This is a genomic window from Haloterrigena salifodinae (assembly GCF_003977755.1).
Taxonomy (GTDB): domain Archaea; phylum Halobacteriota; class Halobacteria; order Halobacteriales; family Natrialbaceae; genus Haloterrigena; species Haloterrigena salifodinae.
On the sequence record NZ_RQWN01000004.1, the window covers coordinates 361,731 to 388,686 of the forward strand.

General features: G+C 63.6%; 17 protein-coding genes. 10 read left to right on the plus strand and 7 right to left on the minus strand.

Annotated elements, in window-relative coordinates:
- Positions 1 to 32: 32 nt before the first annotated feature.
- The 5 genes from EH209_RS19790 to EH209_RS19810 all read right to left on the minus strand — a co-directional run bounded on the left by EH209_RS19790 (position 33) and on the right by EH209_RS19810 (position 6,141).
- Positions 33 to 1,028, minus strand: coding sequence for an ABC transporter permease (locus tag EH209_RS19790; RefSeq protein ID WP_126664537.1), 996 nt, complete (start codon positions 1,026 to 1,028; stop codon positions 33 to 35).
- Entirely contained in the window at positions 1,021 to 2,040 is a 1,020-nt protein-coding gene (locus EH209_RS19795) for an ABC transporter permease (RefSeq protein WP_204749744.1), read from the minus strand. The genes EH209_RS19790 and EH209_RS19795 overlap by 8 nt, the downstream gene beginning before the upstream one ends.
- 49 nt (positions 2,041 to 2,089) lie before the next feature.
- Positions 2,090 to 3,844, minus strand: a complete 1,755-nt coding sequence (locus tag EH209_RS19800) for an ABC transporter substrate-binding protein (protein WP_229380300.1) — start codon at positions 3,842 to 3,844, stop codon at positions 2,090 to 2,092.
- Between the two features lie 205 nt (positions 3,845 to 4,049).
- Positions 4,050 to 5,798, minus strand: a complete 1,749-nt coding sequence (locus EH209_RS19805; RefSeq protein ID WP_249038859.1) for an ABC transporter substrate-binding protein — start codon at positions 5,796 to 5,798, stop codon at positions 4,050 to 4,052.
- A gap of 118 nt (positions 5,799 to 5,916) precedes the next feature.
- Positions 5,917 to 6,141: a hypothetical protein gene (locus tag EH209_RS19810; protein ID WP_126664539.1), complete on the minus strand. Its 225-nt coding sequence runs from the start codon at positions 6,139 to 6,141 to the stop codon at positions 5,917 to 5,919.
- A 476-nt stretch (positions 6,142 to 6,617) separates the two neighbouring features.
- Between EH209_RS19810 and EH209_RS19815 the strand changes: the two genes are divergently transcribed.
- The 5 genes from EH209_RS19815 to EH209_RS19835 all read left to right on the plus strand — a co-directional run bounded on the left by EH209_RS19815 (position 6,618) and on the right by EH209_RS19835 (position 17,420).
- Positions 6,618 to 8,489 carry a rhamnogalacturonan lyase gene (locus EH209_RS19815; RefSeq protein WP_126664540.1) on the plus strand — a complete coding sequence of 624 codons (1,872 nt, stop codon included), beginning with the start codon at positions 6,618 to 6,620 and terminating at the stop codon, positions 8,487 to 8,489.
- A 265-nt stretch (positions 8,490 to 8,754) separates the two neighbouring features.
- Positions 8,755 to 10,632 carry a rhamnogalacturonan lyase gene (locus EH209_RS19820; protein ID WP_126664618.1) on the plus strand — a complete coding sequence of 626 codons (1,878 nt, stop codon included), beginning with the start codon at positions 8,755 to 8,757 and terminating at the stop codon, positions 10,630 to 10,632.
- Between the two features lie 401 nt (positions 10,633 to 11,033).
- Positions 11,034 to 12,875, plus strand: coding sequence for a rhamnogalacturonan lyase (locus EH209_RS19825; RefSeq protein WP_126664541.1), 1,842 nt, complete (start codon positions 11,034 to 11,036; stop codon positions 12,873 to 12,875).
- A 402-nt stretch (positions 12,876 to 13,277) separates the two neighbouring features.
- Positions 13,278 to 15,119 (plus strand): rhamnogalacturonan lyase, encoded by a 1,842-nt coding sequence (locus tag EH209_RS19830; RefSeq protein WP_126664619.1) that lies wholly within the window; start codon positions 13,278 to 13,280, stop codon positions 15,117 to 15,119.
- Between the two features lie 291 nt (positions 15,120 to 15,410).
- Positions 15,411 to 17,420, plus strand: a complete 2,010-nt coding sequence (locus tag EH209_RS19835) for a beta-galactosidase (RefSeq protein ID WP_126664542.1) — start codon at positions 15,411 to 15,413, stop codon at positions 17,418 to 17,420.
- A 150-nt stretch (positions 17,421 to 17,570) separates the two neighbouring features.
- Here the strand turns inward: EH209_RS19835 and EH209_RS19840 are convergent, their stop codons facing one another.
- Entirely contained in the window at positions 17,571 to 18,035 is a 465-nt protein-coding gene (locus EH209_RS19840) for a universal stress protein (protein ID WP_126664543.1), read from the minus strand.
- 189 nt (positions 18,036 to 18,224) lie between these two features.
- On the opposite strand from EH209_RS19840, the gene dgoD reads away from it, so the two are divergent.
- From dgoD to EH209_RS19860, 5 genes are all read left to right on the plus strand, one after another.
- Entirely contained in the window at positions 18,225 to 19,379 is a 1,155-nt protein-coding gene (gene dgoD / locus EH209_RS19845; protein ID WP_126664544.1) for a galactonate dehydratase, read from the plus strand.
- A 552-nt stretch (positions 19,380 to 19,931) separates the two neighbouring features.
- Positions 19,932 to 21,359 carry a family 4 glycosyl hydrolase gene (locus tag EH209_RS19850; RefSeq protein ID WP_126664545.1) on the plus strand — a complete coding sequence of 476 codons (1,428 nt, stop codon included), beginning with the start codon at positions 19,932 to 19,934 and terminating at the stop codon, positions 21,357 to 21,359.
- A 309-nt stretch (positions 21,360 to 21,668) separates the two neighbouring features.
- Positions 21,669 to 22,175 carry a hypothetical protein gene (locus EH209_RS24795; protein WP_249038860.1) on the plus strand — a complete coding sequence of 169 codons (507 nt, stop codon included), beginning with the start codon at positions 21,669 to 21,671 and terminating at the stop codon, positions 22,173 to 22,175.
- A gap of 18 nt (positions 22,176 to 22,193) precedes the next feature.
- Complete coding sequence (locus tag EH209_RS24800) at positions 22,194 to 22,913, plus strand: NosD domain-containing protein (RefSeq protein WP_249038861.1); 720 nt, start codon at positions 22,194 to 22,196, stop codon at positions 22,911 to 22,913.
- A gap of 91 nt (positions 22,914 to 23,004) precedes the next feature.
- Complete coding sequence (locus EH209_RS19860; protein WP_126664546.1) at positions 23,005 to 24,033, plus strand: SGNH/GDSL hydrolase family protein; 1,029 nt, start codon at positions 23,005 to 23,007, stop codon at positions 24,031 to 24,033.
- A 36-nt stretch (positions 24,034 to 24,069) separates the two neighbouring features.
- Here EH209_RS19860 and EH209_RS19865 read toward each other — a convergent pair whose 3' ends face one another.
- A complete protein-coding gene (locus EH209_RS19865) occupies positions 24,070 to 26,805 on the minus strand; it encodes a family 78 glycoside hydrolase catalytic domain (protein WP_126664547.1) in 2,736 nt (911 codons plus the stop codon).
- Positions 26,806 to 26,956: the final 151 nt, after the last annotated feature.

The window sequence follows — 26,956 nt, forward strand, 5'->3', positions numbered from 1 at the left end:
AGTACTACCGTTATATCTATTCGTTGTTAGTTTCATGGTTCGGGACCTCCGTCGTCATCGATCGTCGACGAGTGTCGCGCCCTGAGTCGGACGTTGAACACGCTGTCCATCCCCTGGGAGAACAGCACGAGTCCGAACGACATCAGGAAGATCGTCAGTAACGGGAACGCGAGGAAGTGGTACATGCTCGGCTTACTCAGCGCGTTCCCTTCGTACGCGATGTTCATCATGACGCCCCAGTTGAACGTCGTGAACGGGAGGATCCCGAGGAAGTACAGCCCGACGGACTCGAAGATGATGCGTCGGGACGCCAGCGCCGCGTTCACCGTGATGTAGGGCATCAGCTGAGCGAGCACGTCTCGACGGAGGATCGTCCCCGTCGAAATCCCCATGATCTGCGAGGCCTCCACGTACGACTCCTCCCTGATGCTGAGCACCTGGGATCGCACAGTCCTTGCCAATCCGGGCCAGTTGTCGAGTCCGAGCAGGACGCCGATGACGTACGGGTCCTTTGGCTGGAAGATCGCGATCAGGACGATGACCAGCGGGAGCCCGGGGATCGTGATGATGATGTCGGTGATCGACATCAGAATCGTGTCGATCTTCGACCCCCGGAGGAACCCCGAGAGGACGCCGACCAGCGCCGCGAACCCGATGCTCACGACCGCGCCGGCGAACACCATCCGGAACATGTCCGGCGTCGCGTGAATGAGTTGCGCCCCGATCGGCTGGCCGAAGGTGTCCGTCCCGAGAATGTAGTTGGGGTTCTGGAACGGCGGTACGAGAACGGGCGCGACGTTACTCGTCGGTCTGTCGACGAGCCAGACGCCGACGGTCCCCATCAGGACGAACATCGCGATGATTGCCGTCCCAACGATGGCTCGCCAATCGGTCATCGCCACCCGGGCGGGCGCGACGACGTACAGGTCGAACTGTCGCTTGAGCCGCTGGGACCGCGGCGTCGGTTCACGGTCGATGTCCGCGTCGAAGAGCGTCTCGAGGTCGTCGTCGGGTCGTTCGTTACTCATTGTTTCCTCCGGACGAGATTCGGGGGTCGATGAAGCCGTACGTCAGATCCGCGATCAGGATCGCGACGATCGTCACGAGCGTGAAGACGATGAGCGATCCCATGAGGACGGGGTAGTTTCGCACTTGGATGGCGTCGTACACCAGCAGTCCCACGCCCGGGTAGGAGAAGATCTCCTCAACGATGACGGAGCTGCTGAGCACGCCGGCGATGCCGATCATGAACTGCGTGTACATCGGCAGGATGGCGTTTCGGCCCACGTACTGGGTCGCGATACGGGAGTTGCGCAGCCCGCGCAGTTCCGCGACGCGGAGGTAGTCCTCCCCGAGGACGCGGACGGAGTTCCCTCGCATCGTCAGCGCCGTGCCGAGTCCGAGCACGCTCATCGACAGTATCGGGAGCGCGGCGTAGAGCGCGATGCTCTGCATGAACGCCAGGTTGAATCCCGGTTCGATACCGAGGCCGTACCGGCCGCCCGTCGGGAAGAAATTGTTCCGAATGCTAAAGAAGAAGATGAACAGGATCCCCGCGACGTAGTACGGCGTGGAGTTGAGTCCGATAACGACGACGGACGACACCGAGTCGAATCGGGACTTCTCCTTGAAGGCCATCACTGCGCCGAGCACGATGCTCACGGAGTAGCCGATGACCATCGCGTAGACGCTGATGAGCATCGACCACGGGAGTCGCTCGGCGAGGAGCGACGTCACGGTGTCCTCCGAGTAGAGCGACTCGCCGAGATCGAACTCGAGGAAGACGCTGCTCATGTACTGGTAGTACTGCACGTAAATCGGCGCATCGCTCTCGAGATTCGTGTAGTTCTCGACTAGCTGTTCGATTTGCTCCGGATTGATCGTATTCGACGATCCCATCTGCTGGGAGAGGATCTGATTCCGAAGCGCCTGCTCAGGGCCGCCCGGCATCATCTGGTACAGAACGAACGTTAGCGTCACTGTCGCGAAAAACGTCAGTAGCGCCTGTCCAATGCGCTTCGCGAGGTAATTCCCTTGCATGTCCTATAGTCCTATATCCTATTATTACGGGTATTGTGATCGAGACGGTCTAATTCGTCGAAATGCGTCCTCGTAGTAGCGCGAACGGTCCCGGGTTCGGACGGTCCATCCGGAACTCGTCCTCGCTCGGGAAGTCGAAGTTCTCGACGTCGCCGGCGAAGCCGCGGTTCTCCTGTAAGTGGATAATCGCGGGCAGGTCGAAGTTAACCCACTGGACGAGCGTTCGCGTCAGTTCCTTCGTTTCTTCCTCGGACGATGCGCCCTCGAGGTCGACCATGAGCTGGGCCGGGTTGATCTCGACGCCGTTGCTCCCGACTTCCGTCGCGCCGACTTCCTCGGGGATCTCGAGCGAGAACGGCACGCCGGTCGGTCCCGTATCGCTATCGCTGGTGACGTCGCCGGCGAGGAGACCGTAGAAGTCGTTCGAGAAGTACGCCATGGGGTGCCAGTACGGCAGCGCGACGTGCCACATCCAGGCGATGTCGAACTCCCACTCCTGAACCCGCGAGTAGTAGTCCTGACCGACGGCCTCCATCTCCGCGTTCAGCCCGAACGCGTTGAGGTGATCGGTGAAGACTTTCGTCGGCTGGGACTGCGAAACGTCGGATTGCGTGATGACAGTGAAGTCGGTCGCGTTACCGTCAGGACTGATCCATTCGCCGTTTTCCCGCGAGTAGCCGGCGTCCTCCATGTAGGCGATCGCCGTCTCCTCGTCGGCCTCGACGGGGTACTCGATGAGCTGGTCGACGAAGTCCTCGCCGAGGTACTGGTCTTCGATGGTCTCCCTGATCCCCGTCTGGACCTGCGTCGGGCTCGCGAGCATTCCCGTCTGCGTCGCAGCGTCGATGATCGAGGGAATGTCGATCGCGGAGATGATCGCTCGGCGAACCGATCGGTTCGCGAGGTGCTCGTTACTCCAGTTCAACATGTACTTCTGGCAGTTGTAGTGACTCAGTTCGTAGATGTTCTCGATGTTGTCGGGATACTCCGAACGCTGACTCTCGGTGATGTACTGAGTCATGTCGAGCTCGTCGCTCTTCTCGAGTTGCTCGACCTGCGTCCCCGATTCGATGTTCGGAAGGACCCGAATCTGCTCGATATCCGTCTCGTCCGCCCACGGGTGGTCCTCCCACTTGGTCGCCAGCGTCTCCGAGGAATTGAAGTCCTCGATCTTGAAGAGCGAACTGCCGTATCCTTCGTCGACGAACTCCTCGGTATCGATCGTCAGCTGGAGGAGGTCCTCGGTAACCGACTGACGGCCGCTTTCTCCGCCTGCGTCCTCGTAGCGCTCGTAGTACTCTCGGAAGACCGATTTCGGGGCGCTCGTCCCGAGGCCCGCGTTCGATTTGGCGATAACCGGCGAAACCTCGTCCTTGTAAATTCGTTTGACGGTGTAGTCGTCGACCAATTCATGGCCTTCGAAGGGCGAGGCCTCCGGATCCTGGTAGCGCCAGAGCTCCGCCTCGATGAAGTAGTCTTCGGCGGTGATGTCGTTGCCGTTCCAGAAGTTCCACTGATCCGAGAACTCGATCGTGACCTCGCGGCCGTCGACGCTAATATCCTCGAAGAAATCCGTGGACACCGACCCGTCGGAATGCGTCGCGAGCGTTTCCTGTGTCCAGTAGATGCTGTAGGTCTGTCCGTAGTCCGAGGCGTTCCAGGGGTTGAAGTGGACCTCCGTCGGCGGGCGACCGCCTTCGAACGCCGTGACGAACTCCGCACTGTTATCGCCGCCACCGACACACCCAGCTAGCGTCGCTGCAAGCGTTCCGGCGCTTGCCCCGACAAAGTGACGTCTACTCAAATGACTGTGGTCCTTGATCATCTTTCCCACGGAGTATCCGTTACGAGCTATACTTATGTAACTTTTGGTAAGATATCATAGATATCATCGTACATAGTATGGGACTATTCAGCAGAGGATCGTCTCGTTTACTAGTGGTGAAGGGGGGAGCAGGAAGACTGTTCGCAGGGAGTACAGTCTTTCCTGTGTACGGGCGCGGCGTTATTTAGTTGGTCGAGATGTGGCCGTTCAGAAGCGCGTTCGGGCCCGGGTTGGAGCAATCCATGCGGAAGTCGTCCTCGCTCGGGAAGGTAAAGTTCTCCACGTCGCCGGCGAAGCCGCGGTTATCCTGGAGGTGAACGATCACGGGCAGATCGTAGTTGACCCACTGGGCGAGCGTTTGCGTGATCTCGATCGTTTCCTCCTCGGACGACGCGCCCTCGAGGTCGACCATGAGCTGGGCCGGGTTGATCTCGACGCCGTTGCTGTCGACCTCCGTGGCGCCGACCTCTTCGGGGATTTCCAGCGAGAACGGCACGCCGGTCGGTCCCGTATCGCTATCGCTGGTGATGTCGCCGGCGAGGAGGCCGTAGAAGTCGTTCGAGAAGTACGCCACGGGGTGCCAGTACGGGAGGGCGACGTGCCACATCCAGGCGATGTCGAACTCCCACTCCTGAACTCGCGAGTAGTAATCCTGTCCGACGGCCTCCATCTCCACGTTCAGTCCGAATTCGTTGAGGTGGTCGGTGAAGACCTTCGTCGGCTGGGACTTCTTGACGCCCGCCTGCGTGATGGCGGTGAAGTCGGTTGCGTCGCCGTCGGGACCGATCCACTCGCCGTTTTCCCGCGAGTAGCCGGCCTGCTGCATGTACTCGACGGCCGCCTCCTCGTCGGCCTCGACGGGGTACTCGATGAGCTGGTCGACGAAGTCTTCGCCGAGGTACTTCTCCTCGACGGACGATCGGATTCCCGTCTGAACCTGGGTCGGCGTCGCCATCACCCCGGTCTGGTTCGCGGCGTCGACGATCGAGGGAATGTCAATGGCGGAAATGATCGCTCGCCGGACCGGCCGCCTCGCGAGGTGCTTGTTGTTCCAGTTCAAGATGTATTTCCGACAGCTGTAATGGTCTAGCTTGTAAATGTTCTCGATGTTATCGGGGTACTCCGACCGCTGGTCCTCAGTGATGTACTGGGTCATGTCGAGGTCGTCGCTCTTCTCGAGTTGCTCGACCTGAGTCCCCTCGGTGGGCTTTACGCGGATCTGCTCGATATCCGTCCGGTCGGCCCACGGGTGGTCCTCCCACGTGGTCGCCAGCGTCTCCGAGGAGTTGAAGTCCTCGATCTTGAAGAGCGAACTGCCGTACCCTTCCTCGACGAACTCCTCGGTGTCGATCGTCAACTGGAGGAGATCCTCGCTAACGGCCTCCCGCTCGCTCTCCGTGGTGGCGTCCTCGTAGCGCTCGTAGTACTCCCGGAAGACCGACTTGGGCGCGGCCGTCCCGGCACCGGCTTCCGACCGCGCGATCGTCGGCGAGATCTCGTCCTTGTAGATCCGCTTGACGGTGTAATCGTCGACCAGTTCGTGGCCTTCGATCGGCGAGGCCTCCGGATCCTGATAGCGCCAGATCTCCTGTTCGATGAGATAGTCCTCGGCGGTGATGTCGTTGCCGTTCCAGAAGTTCCACTCGTCGGAAAACGTGACCGTGACCTCCCGACCGTCGACGCTGAGATCCTCGAAGAAATCGGTCGACACCGTCCCGTCGGCGTGCGTCGTAACCGTGCCCTGGAGCCAGTAGATGCTGTAGGTCTGCGCGTAGTCCGACGCGTTCCAGGGGTTGAAATGAACCTGCGTCGGCTGGCGCCCACCCGCGAACGCCGTGACGAACTCCGTCGCGTCGCTGCCGCTACCGAGACAGCCCGCGAGCGTGGCCGCGACCGTGCCGGCGCTGGCACCGATAAACTCCCGTCTGTTCACCCGAGTGCGATTATGTCTCATGGCTACAAGTAGTCATTAATTATCGACCCTTATGTAGATTGGGACTAGTAATCGGTCGTCGGTGCACACGGGATTCGATCGCCCGGCGCAGTCGCCGTTAGTCCGCGCGTCGCCCGCAGACGACCATCATCGCAAACGAGAAGGCACCGATCACGGCGAACGTCGCGAGTTGGACGATCGTAATAATGTGCGTTCCGGTCCCTCGCTCGATAGCCGGCAGCGCGGCGCCGAGAACGATCAGCGCCAACACCGAGACCATAAACAGCAGTCGGAAATGATGCCGGAACCGGCAGAACGCGCCGACGAGGGTTTCCTCCGTCATGCCGTCATCGTTTTCGCTCAGCCATCACAAGTGTTACTGTGTGAGTCAGTGGCACGATTATCACGTTCGACCGAGAAACGAGTCCGTCGAACAGCACCTTCGAAGTGATTCGGTTCCCGCGAACGCGTGTGATCGGACGGCGACTCGGACGGTCCGCCACGCGCTCGAGTAAGGCGACCTCGAGTACGTTCTCCAGTGGAGAACGCTCTTCTCATCGTGACTGATTCGGTGTTGTGAGTGTCGCTACCCAAAAATTCTAATAAGATGTCATAAATTGAGAGATCGAGGTGTGGAATTCGATGACAGACGCAAACACGAATAGGAGACGGTATCGACGCGACGTGCTAGGCGGAATCGCAATCGGGACGACAGCAATCACAACCAGTGGTGTCGGCGCAGCGATCCCCGGCAGTCAGTCCCACCGGTCTGCCCGCGGAAACAGGAGTGATACTGAGACGCCGGAGGGAACACGGCAGATGGAGTCACTCGGTCGAGGTCTCGTGGCCGTTCCGGTCGACAACGGAGTGCTCGTCCGCTGGCGACTGCTCGGGACCGACCCAGCTGATCTGGGTTTCCACGTGTTCCGCGACGGCGAGCGGGTGAACAACAAGCCGATCACCGAGAGCACGAACTTCCTCGACCCCGAGGGGACGACCGATTCGACCTACGCTGTTCGACCGGTCGGCGTCGGTCGAGCCGGTGGCGGAAAACACAACGGACGGAAACACGGCAGAGGGAAACACGGTGAGGACGGCAGTGACCGCAAACCCGGCATGTCGGAGTCCGTCAAGGTGTGGGAGAATCAGTACAAGGAGATCCCGCTGAACAAACCCGATCCGGTCGAGGGCGAGGACGGTGAGACGATTACGTACCACGCCAACGACGCCAGCGTCGGCGATCTCACCGGGAACGGCACGCTCGACATCGTCCAGAAGTGGACTCCATCGGACGCAGGGGACAACTTGCCGGGTCATAGAAGCGACGTCCTGCTCGACGGCTACACGATAGAGGGCGAGCACCTCTGGCGGATGAACCTCGGACAGAACATCCGGGCTGGACCACACTACACGCCGTTCGCCGTCTACGACTTCGACGGCGACGGGAAAGCCGAACTGGCCGTGCGGACGTCCGACGGCGCCACGGACGGGACCGGCACGGTCATCGGCGACCCGGACGCCGACTACACGAACGAGGACGGATTCGTCCTCGAGGGACCGGAGTACCTCACCGTCTTCGACGGCGAAACCGGCGAGGCACTCGCAACAGAAGACTTCGAGCCCGCGCGCGGCGACGTCTGCGACTGGGGCGACTGCTACGGCAACCGCGTCGATCGATTCCTCGCCGGCGCCGCCTACCTCGACGGCGAGCGTCCGAGCATCCTCATGACGCGGGGCTACTACGAGAAGACCATGCTGGCCGCGTGGGACTTCCGCGACGGCGAACTCACCACCCGCTGGATCTTTGACAGCACCGACGGCAATCAGGAGTACGAGGGCCAGGGTAACCACCAGCTCGCCATCGCCGACGTCGACGGTGACGGGAAGGACGAGATCGTTTACGGCGCCTGTGTCATCGATCACGACGGCACCGGGCTCTACTCGACCGGGTGGCACCACGGGGACGCCCTCCACGTCGGTGACTTCGACCCTAGTCGGGACGGACTCGAGGTCTTCCAGCCACACGAGTACGGGGAGTATGGAGCGTCGTTCCGGGATGCCGAAACGGGCGAGCTCCTGTGGGGGATCGGAGACGGAAGCAGCGACGTCGGTCGGGGCATGATCGCAGACATCGATCCGAACTACGACGGCGCGGAAGCGTGGGCGGGCGTTCCCCTGTCCGATGGCGGACTCGGCACGTGGTCCGCCAGCGGCGAGCAAATCAACGAAAATACCGTCAACTCGATCAACTTCGGGATCTGGTGGACCGGAGACCTGCACCGGGAGCTGCTGGACCACGACTTCCTCGGCTGGGAGGAAGGATACGGCGTCGGCTGGATCAAGAAGTGGAACCCCGAAACCGAGGAGCTCGACCTGCTGAAGTCCTTCGAGGGAACTCGGTCGAATAACTCGTCGAAGGGGACGCCGTGTCTCTCGGGAGACATCCTCGGCGACTGGCGCGAAGAGGTGATCTGGCGGACCGAAGACAGCGAGACGCTGCGGCTGTACGCGACGCCGTACGAGACTGATCACCGACTGCACACACTGTTGCACGACTCGCAATATCGAACCGCGCTCGCATGGCAGAACGCCGGCTACAATCAGCCGCCGTGGCCGAGTTACTTCCTCGGACACGGGATGGACGACCCGCCGAAACCCGACATCGAACTCGTCTCCAGCGATAACGGCTGAACGGCGTGTCCCGCCGTGGCGCCGTTTAGTTACGGTAGAATTACCCCAAACAGTTATATTAATAGATAATATACCAAATTTCGGAGTATGAGGGAAGATGACTAGTCCAGACGCCAACACTACGGAGTATCGAGGGTATCGACGCGAACTGCTGAGCGGGATTGCGGCCGGAACAACGGTGTTCGCAACCAGCGGGGCGGCGGCTGCCACGAGTCGAAACGACCGATCCGCCGTCGGAAACGACGGGGCTGGATCGCCGCGTCAGATGGAGGCGCTCGACCGCGGCCTCGTGGCGGTTCCGGTCGAAAACGGGGTCCTCGTCCGCTGGCGACTGCTCGGGACGGAGCCCGCCGATCTGGGATTCCACGTGTTCCGCGACGGCGAGCGGGTGAACAACAAGCCGATCACCGAGAGCACGAACTTCCTCGACCCCGAAGGGACGACCGATTCGACCTACGCCGTTCGACCGGTCGGTAACGGACGGGCCGGCGGCAGAAAACACAACGGACGGAAACACGCCAGAGGGAAACGCGGCGAGAACGGCAGTGACCGCAAACCCGGCATGTCGAAGTCCGTCGAGGTGTGGGACGAACAGTACAAGGAAATCCCGTTGAACAAGCCCGACCCGGTCGAGGGGGAAGACGGCGAGACGGTCACGTACCACGCCAACGACGCGAGCGTGGGCGACCTCACGGGCGACGGCACGCTCGATATCGTCCTCAAATGGACCCCATCGGATGCGAAGAACAACGCCTTCGAGGGGCAGACGAGCGACGTCTTACTCGACGGGTACACGATCGAGGGCGACCACCTTTGGCGAATCAACCTCGGGCAGAACATCCGCGCCGGCGCGGCCTACACGTCGTTCGCCGTCTACGACTTCGACGGCGACGGAACGGCGGAAGTAGCGATGCGGACGTCCGACGGCACTACGGACGGCACCGGGGCGGTCATCGGTGATCCGGACGCCGATTACACGAACGACGCGGGACGCATCCTCGAGGGGCCGGAGTATCTGACCGTCTTCGACGGCGAGACGGGTGAAGCACTCGCGACGGAAGACTTCGAGCCCGCGCGTGGAGACGCCTGTGATTGGGGCGACTGCTATGGCCATCGCGTCGATCACTTCCTCCCGACGCCCGCCTACCTCGACGGCGAACGACCGAGCATCGTCATGGGTCGGGGCTACTACGAGAAGACGATGGTGGCGGCGTGGGACTTCTGCGACGGCGAACTCGACGTCCGCTGGATTTTCGATAGCGACGACGGCAACCAGGAGTACGAGGGGCAGGGCAATCACCAACTCTCCATCGCTGACGTCGACGGCGACGGCAAGGACGAGATCGTCTACGGCGCGATGGTCGTTGACCACGACGGCACCGGGCTCTACTCGACCGGCTGGGGCCACGGCGACGCCCTCCACGTCGGCGATTTCGATCCCAGCAGGGAGGGCCTCGAAGTCTTCCAGCCTCACGAGTACGGGACCTACGGTGCGACGTTCCGCGACGCCGGAACTGGCGAGTTGCTGTGGGGGAAGGGAGACGGGGAGAATGACATCGGCAGAGGAATGATCGCGGACATCGATCCGAACTACGAGGGCGCTGAAGCGTGGGCAGGGATTCCTCTCTCCGACGGCGGACTCAATACATGGACCGCCAGCGGTGAACGGATCCGCGAGACGCCAATCGGTTCGGCCAATTCGGCGATCTGGTGGACGGGAGACCTCCACCGCGAGCTGCTGGACCACGACTTCCTCGGCTACGACGAGGGAGGGTACGGTCACGGCTGGATCAAGAAGTGGAACCCTGAGACCGAAGAACTAGAGCGCCTGAAGACCTTCGACGGCACGCGATCGAACAATGGCTCGAAGGGGAATCCGTGTTTCTCGGGCGACATCCTCGGCGACTGGCGCGAAGAGGTAATCTGGCGGACCGACGACAGCGAAGCGCTGCGGCTGTACGCGACGCCCTACGAGACCGATCACCGGCTGTACACGCTATTGCACGACCCGCAGTACCGGACCGCGCTCGCGTGGCAGAACGTGATATATAACCAACCGCCGTGGCCGAGTTACTTCATCGGACACGGGATGGACGACCCGCCGAAACCCGATATCGAACTCGTCTCCGCTGACGGCGAGTGAACGTCACGCGTCTCGTCACGTCACGATCCGCTACCGGTCGACTGCACGGACCTGAGTAGCCAGTTGGTACGCGAGGTATGGGACCGTCGTCTCGGTCCCCTTCAGTCGTCGGCGATTCGAGACCGAACTGTCTGTTCAGTATTAGATGTACTATTCATATCCCATAGTGACAAATATTTATATGACGTGATATGGACGGAGGAACTGCGGTGTGAAAGAGAATGACTAATTCGAGTACGAACGAGAGACGACTGCGACAATACCGACGCGAACTGCTGAGTGGAATAGCGGCCGGAACGACGGTGTTCGCAACCGGTGCTGCGGCGACTCCGACGGACGGGAACGGCCGATCCGGGGGCAGGAATAGAAATGGCGCCAAGAAGAACAGATCGGCGCGCCAGATGGAATCACTCAATCGGGGCCTCGTGGCCGTTCCGGTAGACGACGGGGTACTCGTCCGGTGGCGCCTGCTCGGAACCGAGCCCGCCAATTTGGGTTTCCACGTGTTCCGCGACGGCGAGCGGGTGAACAATAAGCCGATCACCGAGAGCACGAACTTCCTCGACCCCGAAGGGACGACCGATTCAACCTATGCGGTTCGACCGGTCGGCAACGGTCGGGCCGGAGGAAGGCGGAAAACCGGCGGGAGCGACCGCAAACCCGGCATGTCGAAGTCCGTCGAGGTGTGGGACGAACAGTACAAGGAAATCCCGTTGAACAAGCCCGACCCGGTCGAAGGCGAGGACGGCGAGACGGTCACGTACCACGCCAACGACGCGAGCGTGGGCGACCTCACTGGGAACGGCACACTCGATATCGTCCTGAAGTGGTCCCCATCGGACTCGAAGGTAAACCCGCTCGACGGATATACGAGCGACGTCCTGCTCGACGGCTACACGATCGAGGGCGAACACCTCTGGCGAATCAATCTCGGACGGAACATCCAGGCCGGCCCGGCGTACACGTCGTTCGCGGTCTACGACTTCGACGGCGACGGGACGGCGGAAGTGACGATGCGGACGTCCGACGGCACCACGGACGGGACTGGAACGGTCATCGGTGATCCTGACGCCGACCACTCAACCGAGGACGGACGGATCCTCGAGGGGCCGGAGTATCTGACCGTCTTCGACGGCGAAACGGGTGAAGCACTCGCAACAGAGGACTTCGAACCCGCGCGTGGTGACGTCTGCGACTGGGGCGACTGCTACGGTCACCGCGTTAATCATTTCCTCCCGGCGCCCGCCTACCTCGACGGCGAGCGCCCGAGCATCGTCATGGGTCGCGGCTACTACGAGAAGACCATGCTGGCCGCCTGGGACTTCCGCGACGGCGAACTCGAAACCCGCTGGATCTTCGACAGCACCGACGGCAACGAGGAGTACGAGGGACAGGGCAACCACCAACTCTCCATCGCCGACGTCGACGGCGACGGGAGGGACGAGATCGTCTACGGCGCAATGGTCGTCGACCACGACGGCACCGGCCTGTACTCGACCGGCTGGGGCCACGGCGATGCCCTTCACGTGAGCGATTTCGTCCCGGATCGAGAGGGACTCGAGGTCTTCCAGCCCCACGAGTACGGGACGTACGGCGTGACGTTCCGCGACGCCGGAACGGGCGAGTTACTGTGGGGGAAGGGAGACGGGGAGAAAGACATCGGCAGAGGAATGATTGCGGACATCGATCCGAACTACGACGGTGCGGAAGCGTGGGCGGGGATACCCCTCTCCGATGACGGACTCAGTACGTGGACCGCCAGTGGTGAACGGATCCGCGAGACACCAATCGGTTCGGCCAATTCGGCGATCTGGTGGACGGGAGACCTCCACCGCGAGCTGCTGGACCATGACTTCCTCGGCTACGACGAGGGAGGGTACGGTCACGGCTGGATCAAGAAGTGGAACCCCGAGACCGAAGAACTAGAGCGTCTGAAGACCTTCGACGGCACGCGGTCGAACAATGGCTCGAAGGGGAATCCGTGTTTCTCGGGCGACATCCTCGGCGACTGGCGCGAAGAGGTGATCTGGCGGACCGACGACAGCGAAGCACTGCGGCTGTACGCGACGCCGTACGAGACCGATCACCGGCTGTACACGCTGTTGCACGACTCGCAGTACCGGACCGCGCTCGCGTGGCAGAACGTGATATATAACCAACCGCCGTGGCCGAGTTTCTTCATCGGACACGGGATGGACGAGCCGCCGCAACCCGACATCAAACCCGTCTCCGCCGATGATTGAGCGGGCACGTCGATCATAGCGTCACGATTCGCTAACAGTCGACTGCACGCGCCCGGGTAGCCGGGACAGCATGCGAGGCGCGGGACCGTCGTCTCGGTCCCCTTCAGTCGTCGGCGATTCAGAAACGAACTGTCGGTTCAGTATTGGTTGTACGATTCACACGTACAGTCACAAATGTTTATATAACGGGATATGGACGGAGGAACTGCGGTGTGAAAGAGAATGACTAATTCGAGCACGGACGAGACGCGACTGCGACAGTATCGACGCGAACTGCTAAGTGGAATCGCGGCCGGAACGACGGCGTTCGCAACCAGCGCTGCGGCGACGGCGACGGATGGAAACGGCCGATCCGGTGCCAGGAGGAGAACCGGTACCGAGGAGAACGGATCGACGCGCCAAATGGAATCGCTCGACCGAGGCCTCGTGGCCGTTCCAGTAGACGAGGGGGTCCTCGTCCGCTGGCGACTGCTCGGGACCGAGCCAGCCGATCTGGGGTTCCACGTGTTCCGCGACGGTGACCGAGTGAACGACGAGCCGATCACCGAGAGTACGAATTACCTCGACTCCGAGGGGACGACCGATTCGACCTACGCGGTTCGACCGGTCGGCAACGGTCGGGCCGGCGGAACTCGGAAGACCGGCGGAAGTGACCGAAAGCCCGGGATGTCGGAGTCCGTCGAGGTGTGGGACGAACAGTACAAGGAAATCCCGCTGAACAAACCCGATCCGGTCGAAGGCGAGGACGGCGAGACGGTCACGTACCACGCCAACGACGCGAGCGTAGCCGACCTCACGGGCGACGGTACGCTCGACATCGTCCAGAAGTGGTCGCCGTCGAACGCGAAGGACAACGCCCACGAGGGGCAGACGAGCGACGTTCTGCTCGACGGCTACACAATGGAGGGCGAACACCTCTGGCGAATCAACCTCGGACAGAACGTTCGCGCCGGCGCACACTACACGCCGTTCGCCGTCTACGACTTCGACGGCGACGGGAAGGCCGAACTGGCCGTGCGAACGTCCGACGGCGCCACGGACGGGACCGGGACGGTCATCGGTGACCCGGACGCCGATTACACGAACGAGGTGGGACGCATCCTCGAGGGACCGGAGTACCTCACCGTCTTCGACGGCGAAACGGGCGAGGAACTCGCGACAGCGGACTTCGAACCCGCGCGCGGCGACATCTGTGACTGGGGCGACTGCTACGGCAACCGCGCCGATCGGTTCCTCGCCGGCGTCGGGTACTTCGACGGCGAGCGCCCGAGTATCCTCATGACGCGGGGCTACTACGAGAAGTCGATGCTGGCCGCCTGGGACTTCCGCGACGGCGAACTCGAGACTCGCTGGATCTTCGATAGCGACGACGGAAACCAGGAGTACGAGGGCCAGGGTAACCACCAACTCGCCACCGCCGACGTCGACGGTGACGGAAAAGACGAGGTCGTCTACGGCTCGTGTGTCATCGATCACGACGGCACCGGGCTCTACTCGACCGGCTGGAACCACGGCGACGCCCTGCACGTGAGCAACTTCGATCCCAGTCGGGACGGGCTCGAGGTCTTCATGCCCCACGAGTGGGGGCCGTACGGTGCGACGTTCCGCGACGCCGGAACGGGCGAGTTACTGTGGGGCGTCGAAGCGGAGGGCGACATCGGCAGAGGCATGATCGCGGACATCGATCCGAACTACGACGGTGCGGAAGCGTGGGCAGGCATCCCTCTGTCCGACAACGATATCGGCTTGTGGTCCGCTCAGGGCGAGCAGATCAATGAGAACTCCGTCAACTCGATGAACTTCGGAATCTGGTGGACCGGCGACCTGCATCGAGAGCTGCTGGACCACGACTTCCTCGGCTACGACGAGGGAGGGTACGGTCATGGCTGGATCAAGAAGTGGAACCCCGAAACCGAAGAGCTGGAGCTCCTGCGGTCCTTCGACGGCACACGCTCGAATAACGGCTCGAAGGGGACGCCGTGTCTCTCAGGCGACATTCTCGGCGACTGGCGCGAGGAAGTGATCTGGCGCAGGGAAGACGACGAAGCGCTTCGTCTGTACGCGACGCCCCACGAGACCGATCACCGACTGTACACGCTGTTGCACGACCCGCAGTACCGGACTGCACTCGCGTGGCAGAACGCCGGCTACAACCAGCCGCCGTGGCCGAGTTACTTCCTCGGTCACGGGATGGACGACCCGCCGAAGCCCGATATCGACCCCGTCTCAGCAGACCACGACTAATCGGTAGTTCCGTTGTGAGACCGCTACAGCGCCGTTCAACGTAGCGTCCGACGGAACGAGGCAGTGGAGTTCGTGGTCTCGACCCCGGACTTCTCGGACGATCCACCGCCTGCAGCGATTCTAGCACGGATATTCGAGTAGCGGTGTGGGCCGTGAGACGAGACCGCGAGCGGTGTTACAGTTCGGTACTCGGCTAGCTGAATCGTGAGGGTGAGAGCAAACGGCTGCTACCAGAGATAACGTCGCACCCTGCATGACAACGTTTACAACGGTCGGTGCGAACGGTGACCTATGTCAATCGGAGTCTGTTACTTCCCGGAGCATTGGCCGCACGAACAGTGGGAGACGGATATTCGGCAGATGGCCGACGCCGGGATCGAGTACGTCCGCATGGCGGAGTTCTCGTGGGGGGTCCTCGAGCCCGAACGCGGCGCGTTCGACTTCGAGTGGCTCGACGAGATCGTCGGGTTGGTCGGCGAGTACGGGATGGAGGCCGTCCTGTGTACGCCGACGGCGGCGCCGCCGCGGTGGCTCATCGAGGAACGCCCCGAGATCCGCCAGCGCGACCGCGACGGGACGGTCAAGGACGTCGGGAGCCGACGACACTACTGCTTCAACTCCGACGCGTATCGCGAGGAGACCGAACGCGTTGTCCGGGCGATGGCGGAGCGCTACGCCGACGATCCGCGCGTCGTCGGCTGGCAGACCGACAACGAGTACGGCTGTCACGGCACGACGCGGTGTTACTGCGACGACTGCGCCGACGCGTTCCGGAACTGGGTCCGCGAGGAGTACGAGACCGTCGACGCGCTCAACGAAGCGTGGGGAACGACGTTCTGGAGCCAACAATACGACGACTTCGAACAGGTCGATCTCCCCCGTCCAACGCCTGCACAGGATCACCCGTCAATGCTGCTCGACTTCGCCCGGTTTGCGAGCGACAGCGTCGTCGAGTACAACCGGCTGCAGGCGGACCTGCTTCGCGAGGCGAATGAGGAGTGGTTCGTCACGCACAACTTCATGAACCTGTTCGAGTCGGTGGACGCCTACGAGTTCGACGAGGACCTCGATCTGATCGCGTGGGACTCGTACCCGACAGGCCACGCCCAGCAGGCCGGCGGCGAGACGACGACCGACGAACTTCGCGCGGGGAATCCCGATCTGCTCTCGTTCAACCACGACCTCTACCGGAGCGTGCTCGACCGGCCGTTCTGGGTGATGGAACAGCAACCGGGCGACGTCAACTGGCCGCCCCACTCCGCACAGCCCGCCGAGGGCGCGATGCGCCTCTGGGCCCACCACGCGACCGCCCACGGCGCCGACACCGTCGTCTACTTCCGTTGGCGGCGCTGCCTCGAGGGCCAGGAACAGTACCACGCCGGCCTTCGAAAGCAGGACGGGACGGCGGATCGAGGCTACGCGGACGCGACGCGGGCCGCCGAGGAGCTGTTCGACCTCGACCACGTCGACGCGCCCGTTGCCCTGCTGCACGACTACGAGAACGCGTGGGCGCTCGGCGAACAGCCCCACGCGCCCGATTTCGACTACTGGCAGCTGTTGCAGTCGTTCTACGCGTCGCTGCGGGCCCACGGCGTGCAGGTCGACATCGTGCATCCCGAGAACGACCTCGAGTCGTACGACGCGGTCGTCGCGCCGACACTCCACCTGGCGACCGAGTCGCTGGCCGACCACCTAACCGCGTACGTCGAATCCGGCGGCGAGCTGCTGCTCGGCCCGCGGACGGGCGTGAAGGACGCGAACAATAAGCTTCGATCCGAACTCCAGCCCGGGCCGCTGTCAGCCCTCGTCGGCGCGAGCGTCGACCAGCACGAGTCGCTCCTGACGCGGTTCGAGCCGACCGTCACTCGAACCGACGAGACGAGCGCCGAGTACGCGTTCCGAACGTGGGCCGAGTGGCTCGAGGCCGACGCGGGCGAGCCGCTCCTCGAGTACGCGGGCGACGACATCGAGGGGGGACGGACGGCGGCCGTTCGAAACGCGGTCGGCGAGGGAAGCGTCGTCTACTGCGGCGTCTGGCCAGAGTCCGAACTCGCCAACGACCTCGTCGGATCGCTTCTCGACCGCGCCGGCGTCCCGCAGACGGACGTGCTTCCGGACGGCGTTCGCGTCGCCTCGCGCGACGGCCACACCTGGGTGATGAACTTCCGGAGCGATCCGGTCGCGGTGACGGTTGCGGAGGACGCGTCGTGGCGACTCGGCGGTCCGGAAATCGATTCGTTCGATCTCGCGATCGCCGAGATCGACGCGGTCGACGAGCTCTCGGTGCAGATTCGAGAGTAGCGCGATGGCGTAGCGTGCACGGAGTCATTCCCGTTCTGCCGTCGCGCCTCCGTGCTCGCGCGGTTCGGCGATGCGAGCCTGCAGTCGGGAACTCGAGACCGTGCGACGACCGCCGGGCCGTCGATCGCCGCGGAGGAACCGAACCCGCGATCAGTCCATTTTCAGCGTGACGGTGCCGTCGAAGTTGAGCAAGATCCGCTGGGCGACGTCGCCGAACACCGCTTTACCGGTCGGAGAGCGCCGCCGGCCGACGACGAAGACGTGGTCGCAGCCGAGGCGCTCCGCGGTCTCGATGATCGCGTTGGCGCGGTCGGCCTCCTTGCTGACGAGTCCGTCGGCAGTGAACTCGATCGACTCGTCGAACGACTCGAAGACGCCCTCGGCGAACTGGCGGGCGAACTGCGTCGCGGTGGCGGCCGGATCGGGCTCGCTGTACGACGTTCCCTCCACTTGCTCGATCGCCTCGAGGTTCGCCGCCGTTTCGTCGACCTGATCCGGCGTGATCCACCCGAGAACGGTCAGTTTCGCGCCGGTATCGTGTGCGAGGCGGCCGGCTTCCGCGAGCAGTTTGCGGTGCGTCTCGGTGTCGTCGACGACGACGAGTGCGTCATCCATGCCATCGTATTGATCAGTCATCGAAATAAGTGTACGGTCTATCGCGTCGGTCGACCGCTGGGGGACCCGAATCGGTACGAGACGGTACTCGAGGCCGGTACGAGACGAGAGGCGAGAGCGGGATGCTACAGGGCGAACGCGCCCGCGATCCCGCAATCACTAAATGAGCCGGAGGGAAAGAGGACTACTATGACAGAAATCGTCGACTACGAACTGTTCGAGGTCCCGCCGCGATGGCTATTCCTGCGTCTCGAGACGGCCGACGGAACGGTCGGCTGGGGCGAACCGGTCGTGGAAGGGCGCTCGAAGACCGTTCGGACTGCGGTAGAGGAACTCCTCGACAACTATCTGCTAGGGGAGGACCCGGACCGGATCGAGGACCACTGGCAGGCGATGTACCGCGGCGGCTTCTATCGCGGCGGCCCGGTGCTAATGAGCGCCATCGCCGGGATCGATCAGGCCCTCTGGGACATCAAGGGCAAGCGGCTGGGCGTCCCGGTCCACGAACTGCTTGGCGGTGCGACCCGAGATCGGATCCGGGTCTACCAGTGGATCGGCGGGGATCGTCCCTCCGACGTAGCCGAACAGGCTCGAGCGCAGGTCGAGGCGGGCTTTACGGCACTCAAGATGAACGCGACGGAGGAGATCGAGCGCGTCGACGATCCCGCAACGATCGAGGCCGCCGTCACTCGGCTCCGCGAGGTTCGCGAGGCCGTCGGTGACGAGGTCGACATCGGCGTCGACTTCCACGGTCGCGTCTCGAAGCCGATGGCGAAGCGACTCGTCGAAAAGCTGGAACCCCACGAGCCGATGTTCGTCGAGGAGCCGGTCCTGCCCGAGCACAACGACGCGCTGCCGGAGATCGCGTCCCACACCACGATTCCGATCGCCACCGGCGAGCGGATGTTCTCCCGGTGGGACTTCAAGCAGGTGTTCGAGAACGGGGCCGTCGACGTGATTCAGCCGGACCTCAGCCACGCCGGTGGGATCACGGAGGTCAAGAAGATCGCGTCAATGGCCGAAGCCTACGACGTGGCGATGGCCCCCCACTGCCCGCTCGGGCCGATCGCGCTCGCCTCCTGTCTCCAGGTCGACGCCTGCTCGCACAACGCGTTCATCCAGGAACAGAGCCTGAACATCCACTACAACGAGACCAGCGACGTGCTCGAGTACCTGGCCGATCCGTCCGTCTTCGACTACGACGACGGCTACGTCCAGATCCCGGACGAGCCGGGGCTCGGCATCGATATCGACGAGGACCACGTGCGCGCCCAGGCCGACGTCAGCCACGACTGGCACAACCCCGTCTGGCGGCATGACGACGGCAGCGTCGCCGAGTGGTAACGGACGGCTGATAGTACAACGGATATTCTTTCGATACGCTCACGGCGTGAGTGCTATCGCTCGGCCTCAGCGGCGCCTCTCGAGGGTGGGCATGTACCGCGCTCGATCGTGAATTCTCGCTTCGGACACGATCCGAACGCCCGAGCGATTCCGCCCTCCGTCCGCTCTCGCCGGAAATAACTGTGGGAGCGATACAGACCGACGATAGGGGACGCTAGAGAGTTCTGTGCATCTCGTTTCGCTCAGTATCCAGATATAGGCGTCCGCCAGGGCCGGACAGAATACCGTGTCGATCGACTGTCTTCGGGTCCGGTGTTACGTCCATACAGTTGTAAATTTCTGCAGTTGCTCGATCCGAATTCGATCAGGAAACTGCATTCACCCGATAGAAGGGAGGAGCACCGAGTTTTGAGAACGTCCGGTCTCACCGAACGCACCGTGCGGATCACTGCCACAGTGGGAGTAAGTCCGAAGCGGACGATCCGATCACGCCGTCGGTATCGGACGACGAACGGCGCAACTACTTTATATTTCGATCGCCGTACGGAACGTATGCATCGACTTGAGGAGAGAGTGCCGTCGCAGTCGCGTTCGTCGGTAAAGATCGGCTACGTCGGCGGCGGCAGTCACGGCTGGGCGCACACGCTCATCAACGACCTGCTCCAGTGCGACGATCTCGCGGGAACGGTATCGCTCTACGACGTCGACTACGACGCGGCCGAGCAGAACGCGAGGCTGGCGAACGACCTCGCGGACCGGCCGGACGCTAACGGTGCGTGGACGTTCGAAGCGCGTCGGGACGTCGACGACGCGCTCGCGGACGCCGACTACGTGATCTGCTCGATTCAGGATCCGGTCGACGAGACGTTCGTCCACGACATCGACGTCCCCCAGGAGTACGGCATTTACCAGACCGTCGCGGATACGGTCGGTCCCGGCGGCGTCCTGCGCTCGCTGCGAGCGATCCCCCAGTACCGCGAGATTGCAGCGACGGTCCGCGAGCAGTGTCCCGACGCGTGGGTCGTCAACTACACGAACCCGATGACCGTCTGCACGCGGACGCTCTACGAGGAGTTCCCCGACATCAACGCGATCGGGCTCTGCCACGAAGTGTTCGAGACCCAGCGGCTGCTGGCCGACATCGCCGAGCGGTACATCGACGACGCCGAGGACGTCGCGGCCGACGAGATCGAGGTGAACGTGAAGGGGGTCAATCACTTCACGTGGGTCGACGAGGCGTACTGGAACGGACGCGACGTCTTCCAGTATCTGGATCGCGAACTCAAGGAGCGAAAACCGATTCCGGGGTTCGAGCCCAGCGAACTCGACGACGAGTCCTACTGGACGAACCACCACCAGATCGCCTTCGATCTGTACGACCGGTTCGGGTTGCTCGGCGCGGCGGGCGACCGCCACCTCGCCGAGTTCGTCCCCTGGTATCTCGACATCGACGAACCCGAGGAGATCCAGCGGTGGGGAATCCGGCTGACGCCCAGTTCCGCCCGGACCGGCGACGACGAGGGGCCGGCGAAGATGGAACAGTATTTGTCCGGCGACGAGGCGTTCGAATTCACCGAGTCCGGCGAGGAAGTCGTCGATATCGTGCGCGCGCTCGAGGGACTCGAGCCGATCAAGACGCACGTCAACTACCCGAACCGGGGCCAGACGCCTGACCTACCGACGGGAGCCGTCGTCGAGACCAACGCCGTCATCACCGGCGGCGGCGTCGCGCCGATCACCGCCGGCGACCTCCCCCGCGAAGTGCGGTCAATGGTGTTGACGGCAGTGAACAACCAGGAGACGCTCATCGAGGCCGGTTTCGCCGGCAATCTGGACCTTGCTTTCCAGGCGTTCCTCAACGACCCGCTGGTCACCGTCCAGCGCGACGAGGCCCGCGACCTGTTCGCCGATCTTGTCGACCTCGAGCGCGACTACCTTCAGGACTACGACCTCGAGGGCGCCGCCGTCCTCGAAGGCTGAAGGCGAGATGGGAGCGACAACACAGAAACCACAGCAGGCGGGTCCGCGCGGCGAAAACGACGGCGTCGACACGCCGTAACGTTCGACCGCAGAACGGGACCGCCGACTACCGTTCGATTCGCGGTTCGATTTTCTCGGGGGCGATGAGCACTGGCTAGTACTCGTTCGACTAACCGGAGGAAACCGAACTCTCGCTCGGGTTGGGGTTTGAGTACCGATCGCGGCTACGCAGATTTTACTTTAGATATAATAATTATATTCTAGAAATAAACCTTAACAATACTGTCCACGATAGCTACGGATGCGACCATGTCACAAGACGACACACGAGAGCGGAGCAGCGAAGAGGCCGAGTGCACCGACTCGAACACGACGACTCCGAGCGTAACGCGCCGCCGTACGTTATCGCTCGCAGCCACGGGGCTGGCAGCGGGTGCGATCGGGACCGCGCAGGCGGACAATCACGACGCCGAGGTCTGGCAGACCGACGGCACCTGGTACGCCGCGAACGACGGGACGGTGTACGAGGGGCCGGACCACCTCGACGCGATCCAGGCGGCCGTCGATAGCCTCACCGCCGGTCGGACCTCGAAGGAGACGGTCCTGATCAAAAACTCCGGGACGGTCGGTCCCCACTCGTGGGACGGCGACGTCAAGGCCGTCGATCTGCCTAGCTACACCGTCATCGATCACAACGGGACGATCTCCGTCGAAGACACCGGCGAGGATCTGATCGTGCCGTTTCGTGCACAGAGCGTCGAGTCAATCGAGATACAAAACGTCACCATCGAGGGCAACCCCCGCTACGGCATCTAGGTCCAGAGCTGTTCAGACGTGCAGCTGGGGACGATCAACATGTCGCTGTGGGACACTGAAACCATCGGGATCGGGATCCGTATCGACGACAGCGACGGCGGCCGCAGCCAGAATGTCTCGCTCGACTATGCCTTCGTCGAAGGATCCCAACACCACGGGGTGGAGACGTACGGCGTCGACGACCTCACGATCGGCACCGTGGAGACCGTCGATACGGGCGGCTGCGGGCTGTTGTTGAACGACACGGCCTACGCGACGGTCGACCACGTCGACGCCACCCGTGCGGATCAGGGCGGCGGCTACGCTGGGTTCCGGTGTGCGAACAGCGCCGGTCCGGAGATCGTCGTCAATCGGGTCGACGCGGTCGACTGCGGCCGCGGGATCTTCACCGTCTCCGGGAGCGAGGGCATCGAGATCTACAACATCTATCTCGACGGAAACGGCGGGAACCTCGTCCAGGACACCCGGTATTTACTCATCGACAGCGGTACCGTCACGAACACCGGCAGCAGCGGTATTCGCATCGACTCGCGGGACAGTGCCGACTATCCGCACACGAGCGACATCACGATCCGAAACCTCGATATCACGGGCAACGCCGAGTACGGCGTCTACGAGACCGGTCCCGACACGGAATCGAACGCGATTGTCAATAACTACTTCTGTAACAATGCCAGCGGAGCGATCGAGACGTACGCGAACAGTACGGAGGTCAGCGGAAACTCCTATTGCGGCTAGGACGGATCGGGCTCCACAAGCGCGGGTCCCAATCGTGCTGGGAGCCGAGTCACCAAATATTTGATATAGTGATCGGGAGAACGTGTCCGCTATGCACCACGACGGCGTCCAATTTCACAACGTCGACGACGTGCGCTCGCTCGAGGACCGTGGCGGGAAACTGTTACAACGGGTTCCCGAATCGGTGCGGACCGAACTCAACGACGGTGCGCAGTCGCGGATGCGCCACCCAGCAGGCGTCGAACTCCGTTTCGTTCCCGACGGCGCCGCGACAGTGACGCTCTCGACGGTGCCCGGCGGAAACGTCGAGGAGAGTACCGTCCGCGTCTTCTGGGGGCCGATTCAGGGTTCGACAGAGGTTGTTGTTGACTCTGAGCCGACCGAGATCGAGGTCTCGCTGCCAGAGAAACTCGCCGACCTCGAGCCGTCGGCCGTCGAGGATCTTACCTTCGATCCCCGCGTCTGTCGGATCCGGCTTCCGGGCGAGCACCGCGGCGGGCCGATAGCGTATCACGGTCTCGAGGGCGAGGTCCGTCCGCCCCACGAAGACGAACTGCCGGATAGACGCTACCTCGCCTACGGCACCTCGATCACCGAAGGCGCAATGCCGCTGGGCGAGCACCTGACCTACGTCAGCCAGACGGCCCGCCGACTCGACGCCGATCCGATCAACCTCGGCTCCTGTGGCACCGCCTACTGCGACGCTGCGATGGCCGACCACATCGCCGAGCGCGGCGACTGGGACGTCGCAACGCTCTCGATCTCGGTGAACATGGTCGGCACGTTCGAGCCCGCGGAGTTCCGCGAGCGGGCCGAACGGCTGATCGACCGCGTGGCCAGCGCTCATCCCGAGAAGCCGGTCGTCGCAATCACCAACTTCCGCAATGCCATGGACGTCTGCCAGAGCGCCGATCCCAAGGGGCTGTGCGATCGGTTCCGCGAAGAACTTCGCGAAATCGTCGCCAAGACGCCCCACGAGAACGTGTCGCTCCTCGAGGGGCCCGATCTGCTGCCGACAATCGGCGGGCTCACCACCGATCTGGTTCATCCCGGCGACAACGCGATGATCACGATGAGCGAGACTCTCGCCGCCGAACTCGAGCCGCTGCTCGAGGACTGATGAGAAAACGGGCACCGAGTCGCCGGGTCCGTCGCATTACTCGAGTCCGAACTCGTACGTTCCCGATTCGACATCGATGTCGAGTCGGTCGCCGTCTCGAACGGCCGAGACGCCGTCGGGAAGCGTCGCCGCTTCGTCGCCGTCCCGAACCGGCTCGCCGTCGACGGTCGCGACGGCGTCTTCGGTACTCGTCGGGAGGACGACCGTCGCTGACGCGTTCCACGGGATCGTCGCCTCGAGACGGAACGACTCGCTGCCGTCCGTCTCGGGGTCCGCGTGCTCGCCGCACGTCCACGAGACCGCGATGGTTCCTCGCTCGGTCGGCACCCGACCGGACGCCGACTCGAGTCCCGTCTCGGGCGGGCGGATCTCGACGCGTTCGCCCGCGACGCCGTCGGGGCGAACGCCCAGGAGCGTCCGCAAAATGTACACCAGCACCGTCGCGCCCATGGCGTGGGACTCGCTGCGGTTGTGCCGCTGATCGTCCGGCAGCGAGGAGTCGCGGCAGTGCCAGGTCTCCCAGGTGAACGTACCGCCCTGTGCTATGATGTTCGCCCAGCCGTCGTCCTCGGCGTTCGTCAGCAGGTCGACGACCGCGTCGGGACGACCCGCTGACTCGAGGGCCTCGAGCAGCCACGGCACCATCATCGGCCCCATCGCCATCCCCCCGGCCACGCGCTCGGCGACGGCGTCGACGCGCTCGTCGGGAACGAGACCGAACGCCAGCGGCAGCGCGTTGGCGTGCTGGGAGGCGGAGTCGCTCGCGTCGGTCGCGGTACAGCCGTCGACGTAGCGGTCGCCCTGACGGAGACGGTCGTTGATCGCCGCCTCGAGCGCGCGCTGGCGGTCGCGGTAGTGCGCCCGCTCGTGGTCCGGTCGGTCGAGTTCGGCCGCGATGTCGGCCGCCCGCCCGAGCGCGCTCGTACAGAGGACGTTGACCGTCGTCCTGGCGGGCCAATCCCGGTCGTAGCCGTAACGCATCTCCGGCGGCCAGTCGACGATCCCCTCCTCGTAGGGGCCGCCCTCGCCGCCCGAGAGATTCGCGACGAGTCCAGTCTCGCCGTCGACGTGACGCTCGACGTAGGCCACGATCGACGTAATGACGGGATAGGCGCGCTCGAGCGTCGCTCGGTCGCCGGTCGTGCGGTAGTACCGCCAGACCCACTCGGGGAAGGAGACCGTGAAATCAGGGATGTCGCGCTTGCCGTCGCCGTTCGGGTAGACGGCGTTCAGCCGGCCCTCGCCGGCCCAGTACCGGTAGTGCGACCGGAGAAACTCCTCGATCGCCTGCCGGCTCAGCGCGCGCTCCGCGAAGGCTCGCGTCGTCGTCCGCGAGACGTTGAAGCCGTCCATCAGGAACTGGCCCTTCTCGCGGGTCGGCGTGTCGACGAACTGCCCCTGACAGCCGTACAGCGCCGAGTGGCGCGCGAGGTCGAAGATCGCGTCGACCGTCTCGTCGTCGGACTCGAACGTCGCCGCTCGCTCGTCGGGGACGGCATTGCGCGTCGCCAGCAGCCGCACCCGTTCGGGCTCGAGTTCCTCGCCCGGATCGTCGATCTGCAGGTAGCGGACGCCGAGGTAGTTGAACGGGCGGAACGTCCCCTCGCCCTCGCGCTGAACGTACTCGTAGCGCATGTCCGTCCACTGGGTACCCTCCGTCTCGGCGACCGAGCCGTCCGCTGCGAGCCGGTAACCCGTTCTGAGCGCGACCCGGTGGCCGTCGGTGCCGTCGGTAAAGCGCACCTCGGGGAGCCCGGCGTAGACGCGCCCGAAGTCGACCACGTACGAGCCGTCCTCGAGTCGGTCCATCGAGACCGGCTCGAGCGGCGACCGGACGACCTCGCTGCGCTGGGCGACGAGCCGTTCCCACGGCTCGGTCGGGTGGGTGCCGACGACGGTTGCGTGATCCCACGCTCCTGCGTCGAATCCAGGCTCGCTCCAGCTGCGCGGGGCCCGACGGGCGTCGACGATCTCGACCGGCTCCGCGATCTCGTCGTTTCGTAGCGGCGCGTCTTCCCGCCACTCGGCCTCGCGGACGCGCCACGACCCGTCGGTGACGACGGTGCGCTCGGTCCCGTCGGCGAACGTCACCTCGAGCTGGCAGACGAACCCGGGTTCGGCGGCGGGTCGCCCCTGTCCGGCGCCGTTCCAGTTACACAGCGCGCCGATCGCGTTCGCTCCCGACGCGAGGTCGTCTGTGAGGTCGACGGTCTTGTAGTACTGGAAGTCCGGATAGGACGCCGACGGGCCGCAGTCGACCGCGCGCCCGTTGACCGACAGCTCGTACCGGTGGCTCGCGGAGACGTACGCACGGGCGCGTTCGATCTCTCCGTCGAGGGAGACCTCGCGACGCAGGTAGGTGAATCGACCGCGCTCGAACGCGCCGTCGTCCGGGCGACGGATCCAGGACGCCTCCCAGTCTGCTGGCTCGAGAAGCCCCGTTTCCCACCGGGACGGATCGCTCCACGCGCTCGGTTCGTCGGCCTCGTCCCACACACGAACCGCCCAGTGGTATTCGGTTCCGGACTCGAGCGGCTCGCCGTCGTAGGTCACCGCCGGCCGATCCGACGACCGCTTGCCGGTGTCCCAGCAGTCCGCCTCGCCGGGCGAGAGTCGGTCGGGCGTCGACGCGACGAGCACTCTGAACGCGGTCTGTCGGGCCCCGCGGCGGTCAGCGTCGACCCGCCAGCGCAGGTCGGGTCTCGCGGCGTCGAGCCCGATCGGAGTCGACGCGTACTCGGTTCGAAGGGCTACTGGCTGGTTCCCTGACATCGTCGTGTTCGTGTGCTATCCCTTTCGGCGGCCGTAAAAACGTACCGACACGAGGGGGCCGGCGCGAGCCGACGGCGGCCGGGCCGACGGACAGCACGGCGAGTCGGGCCCGACGCGCAAGTGGAATCAGGATATCGACGCGCAGGGATAC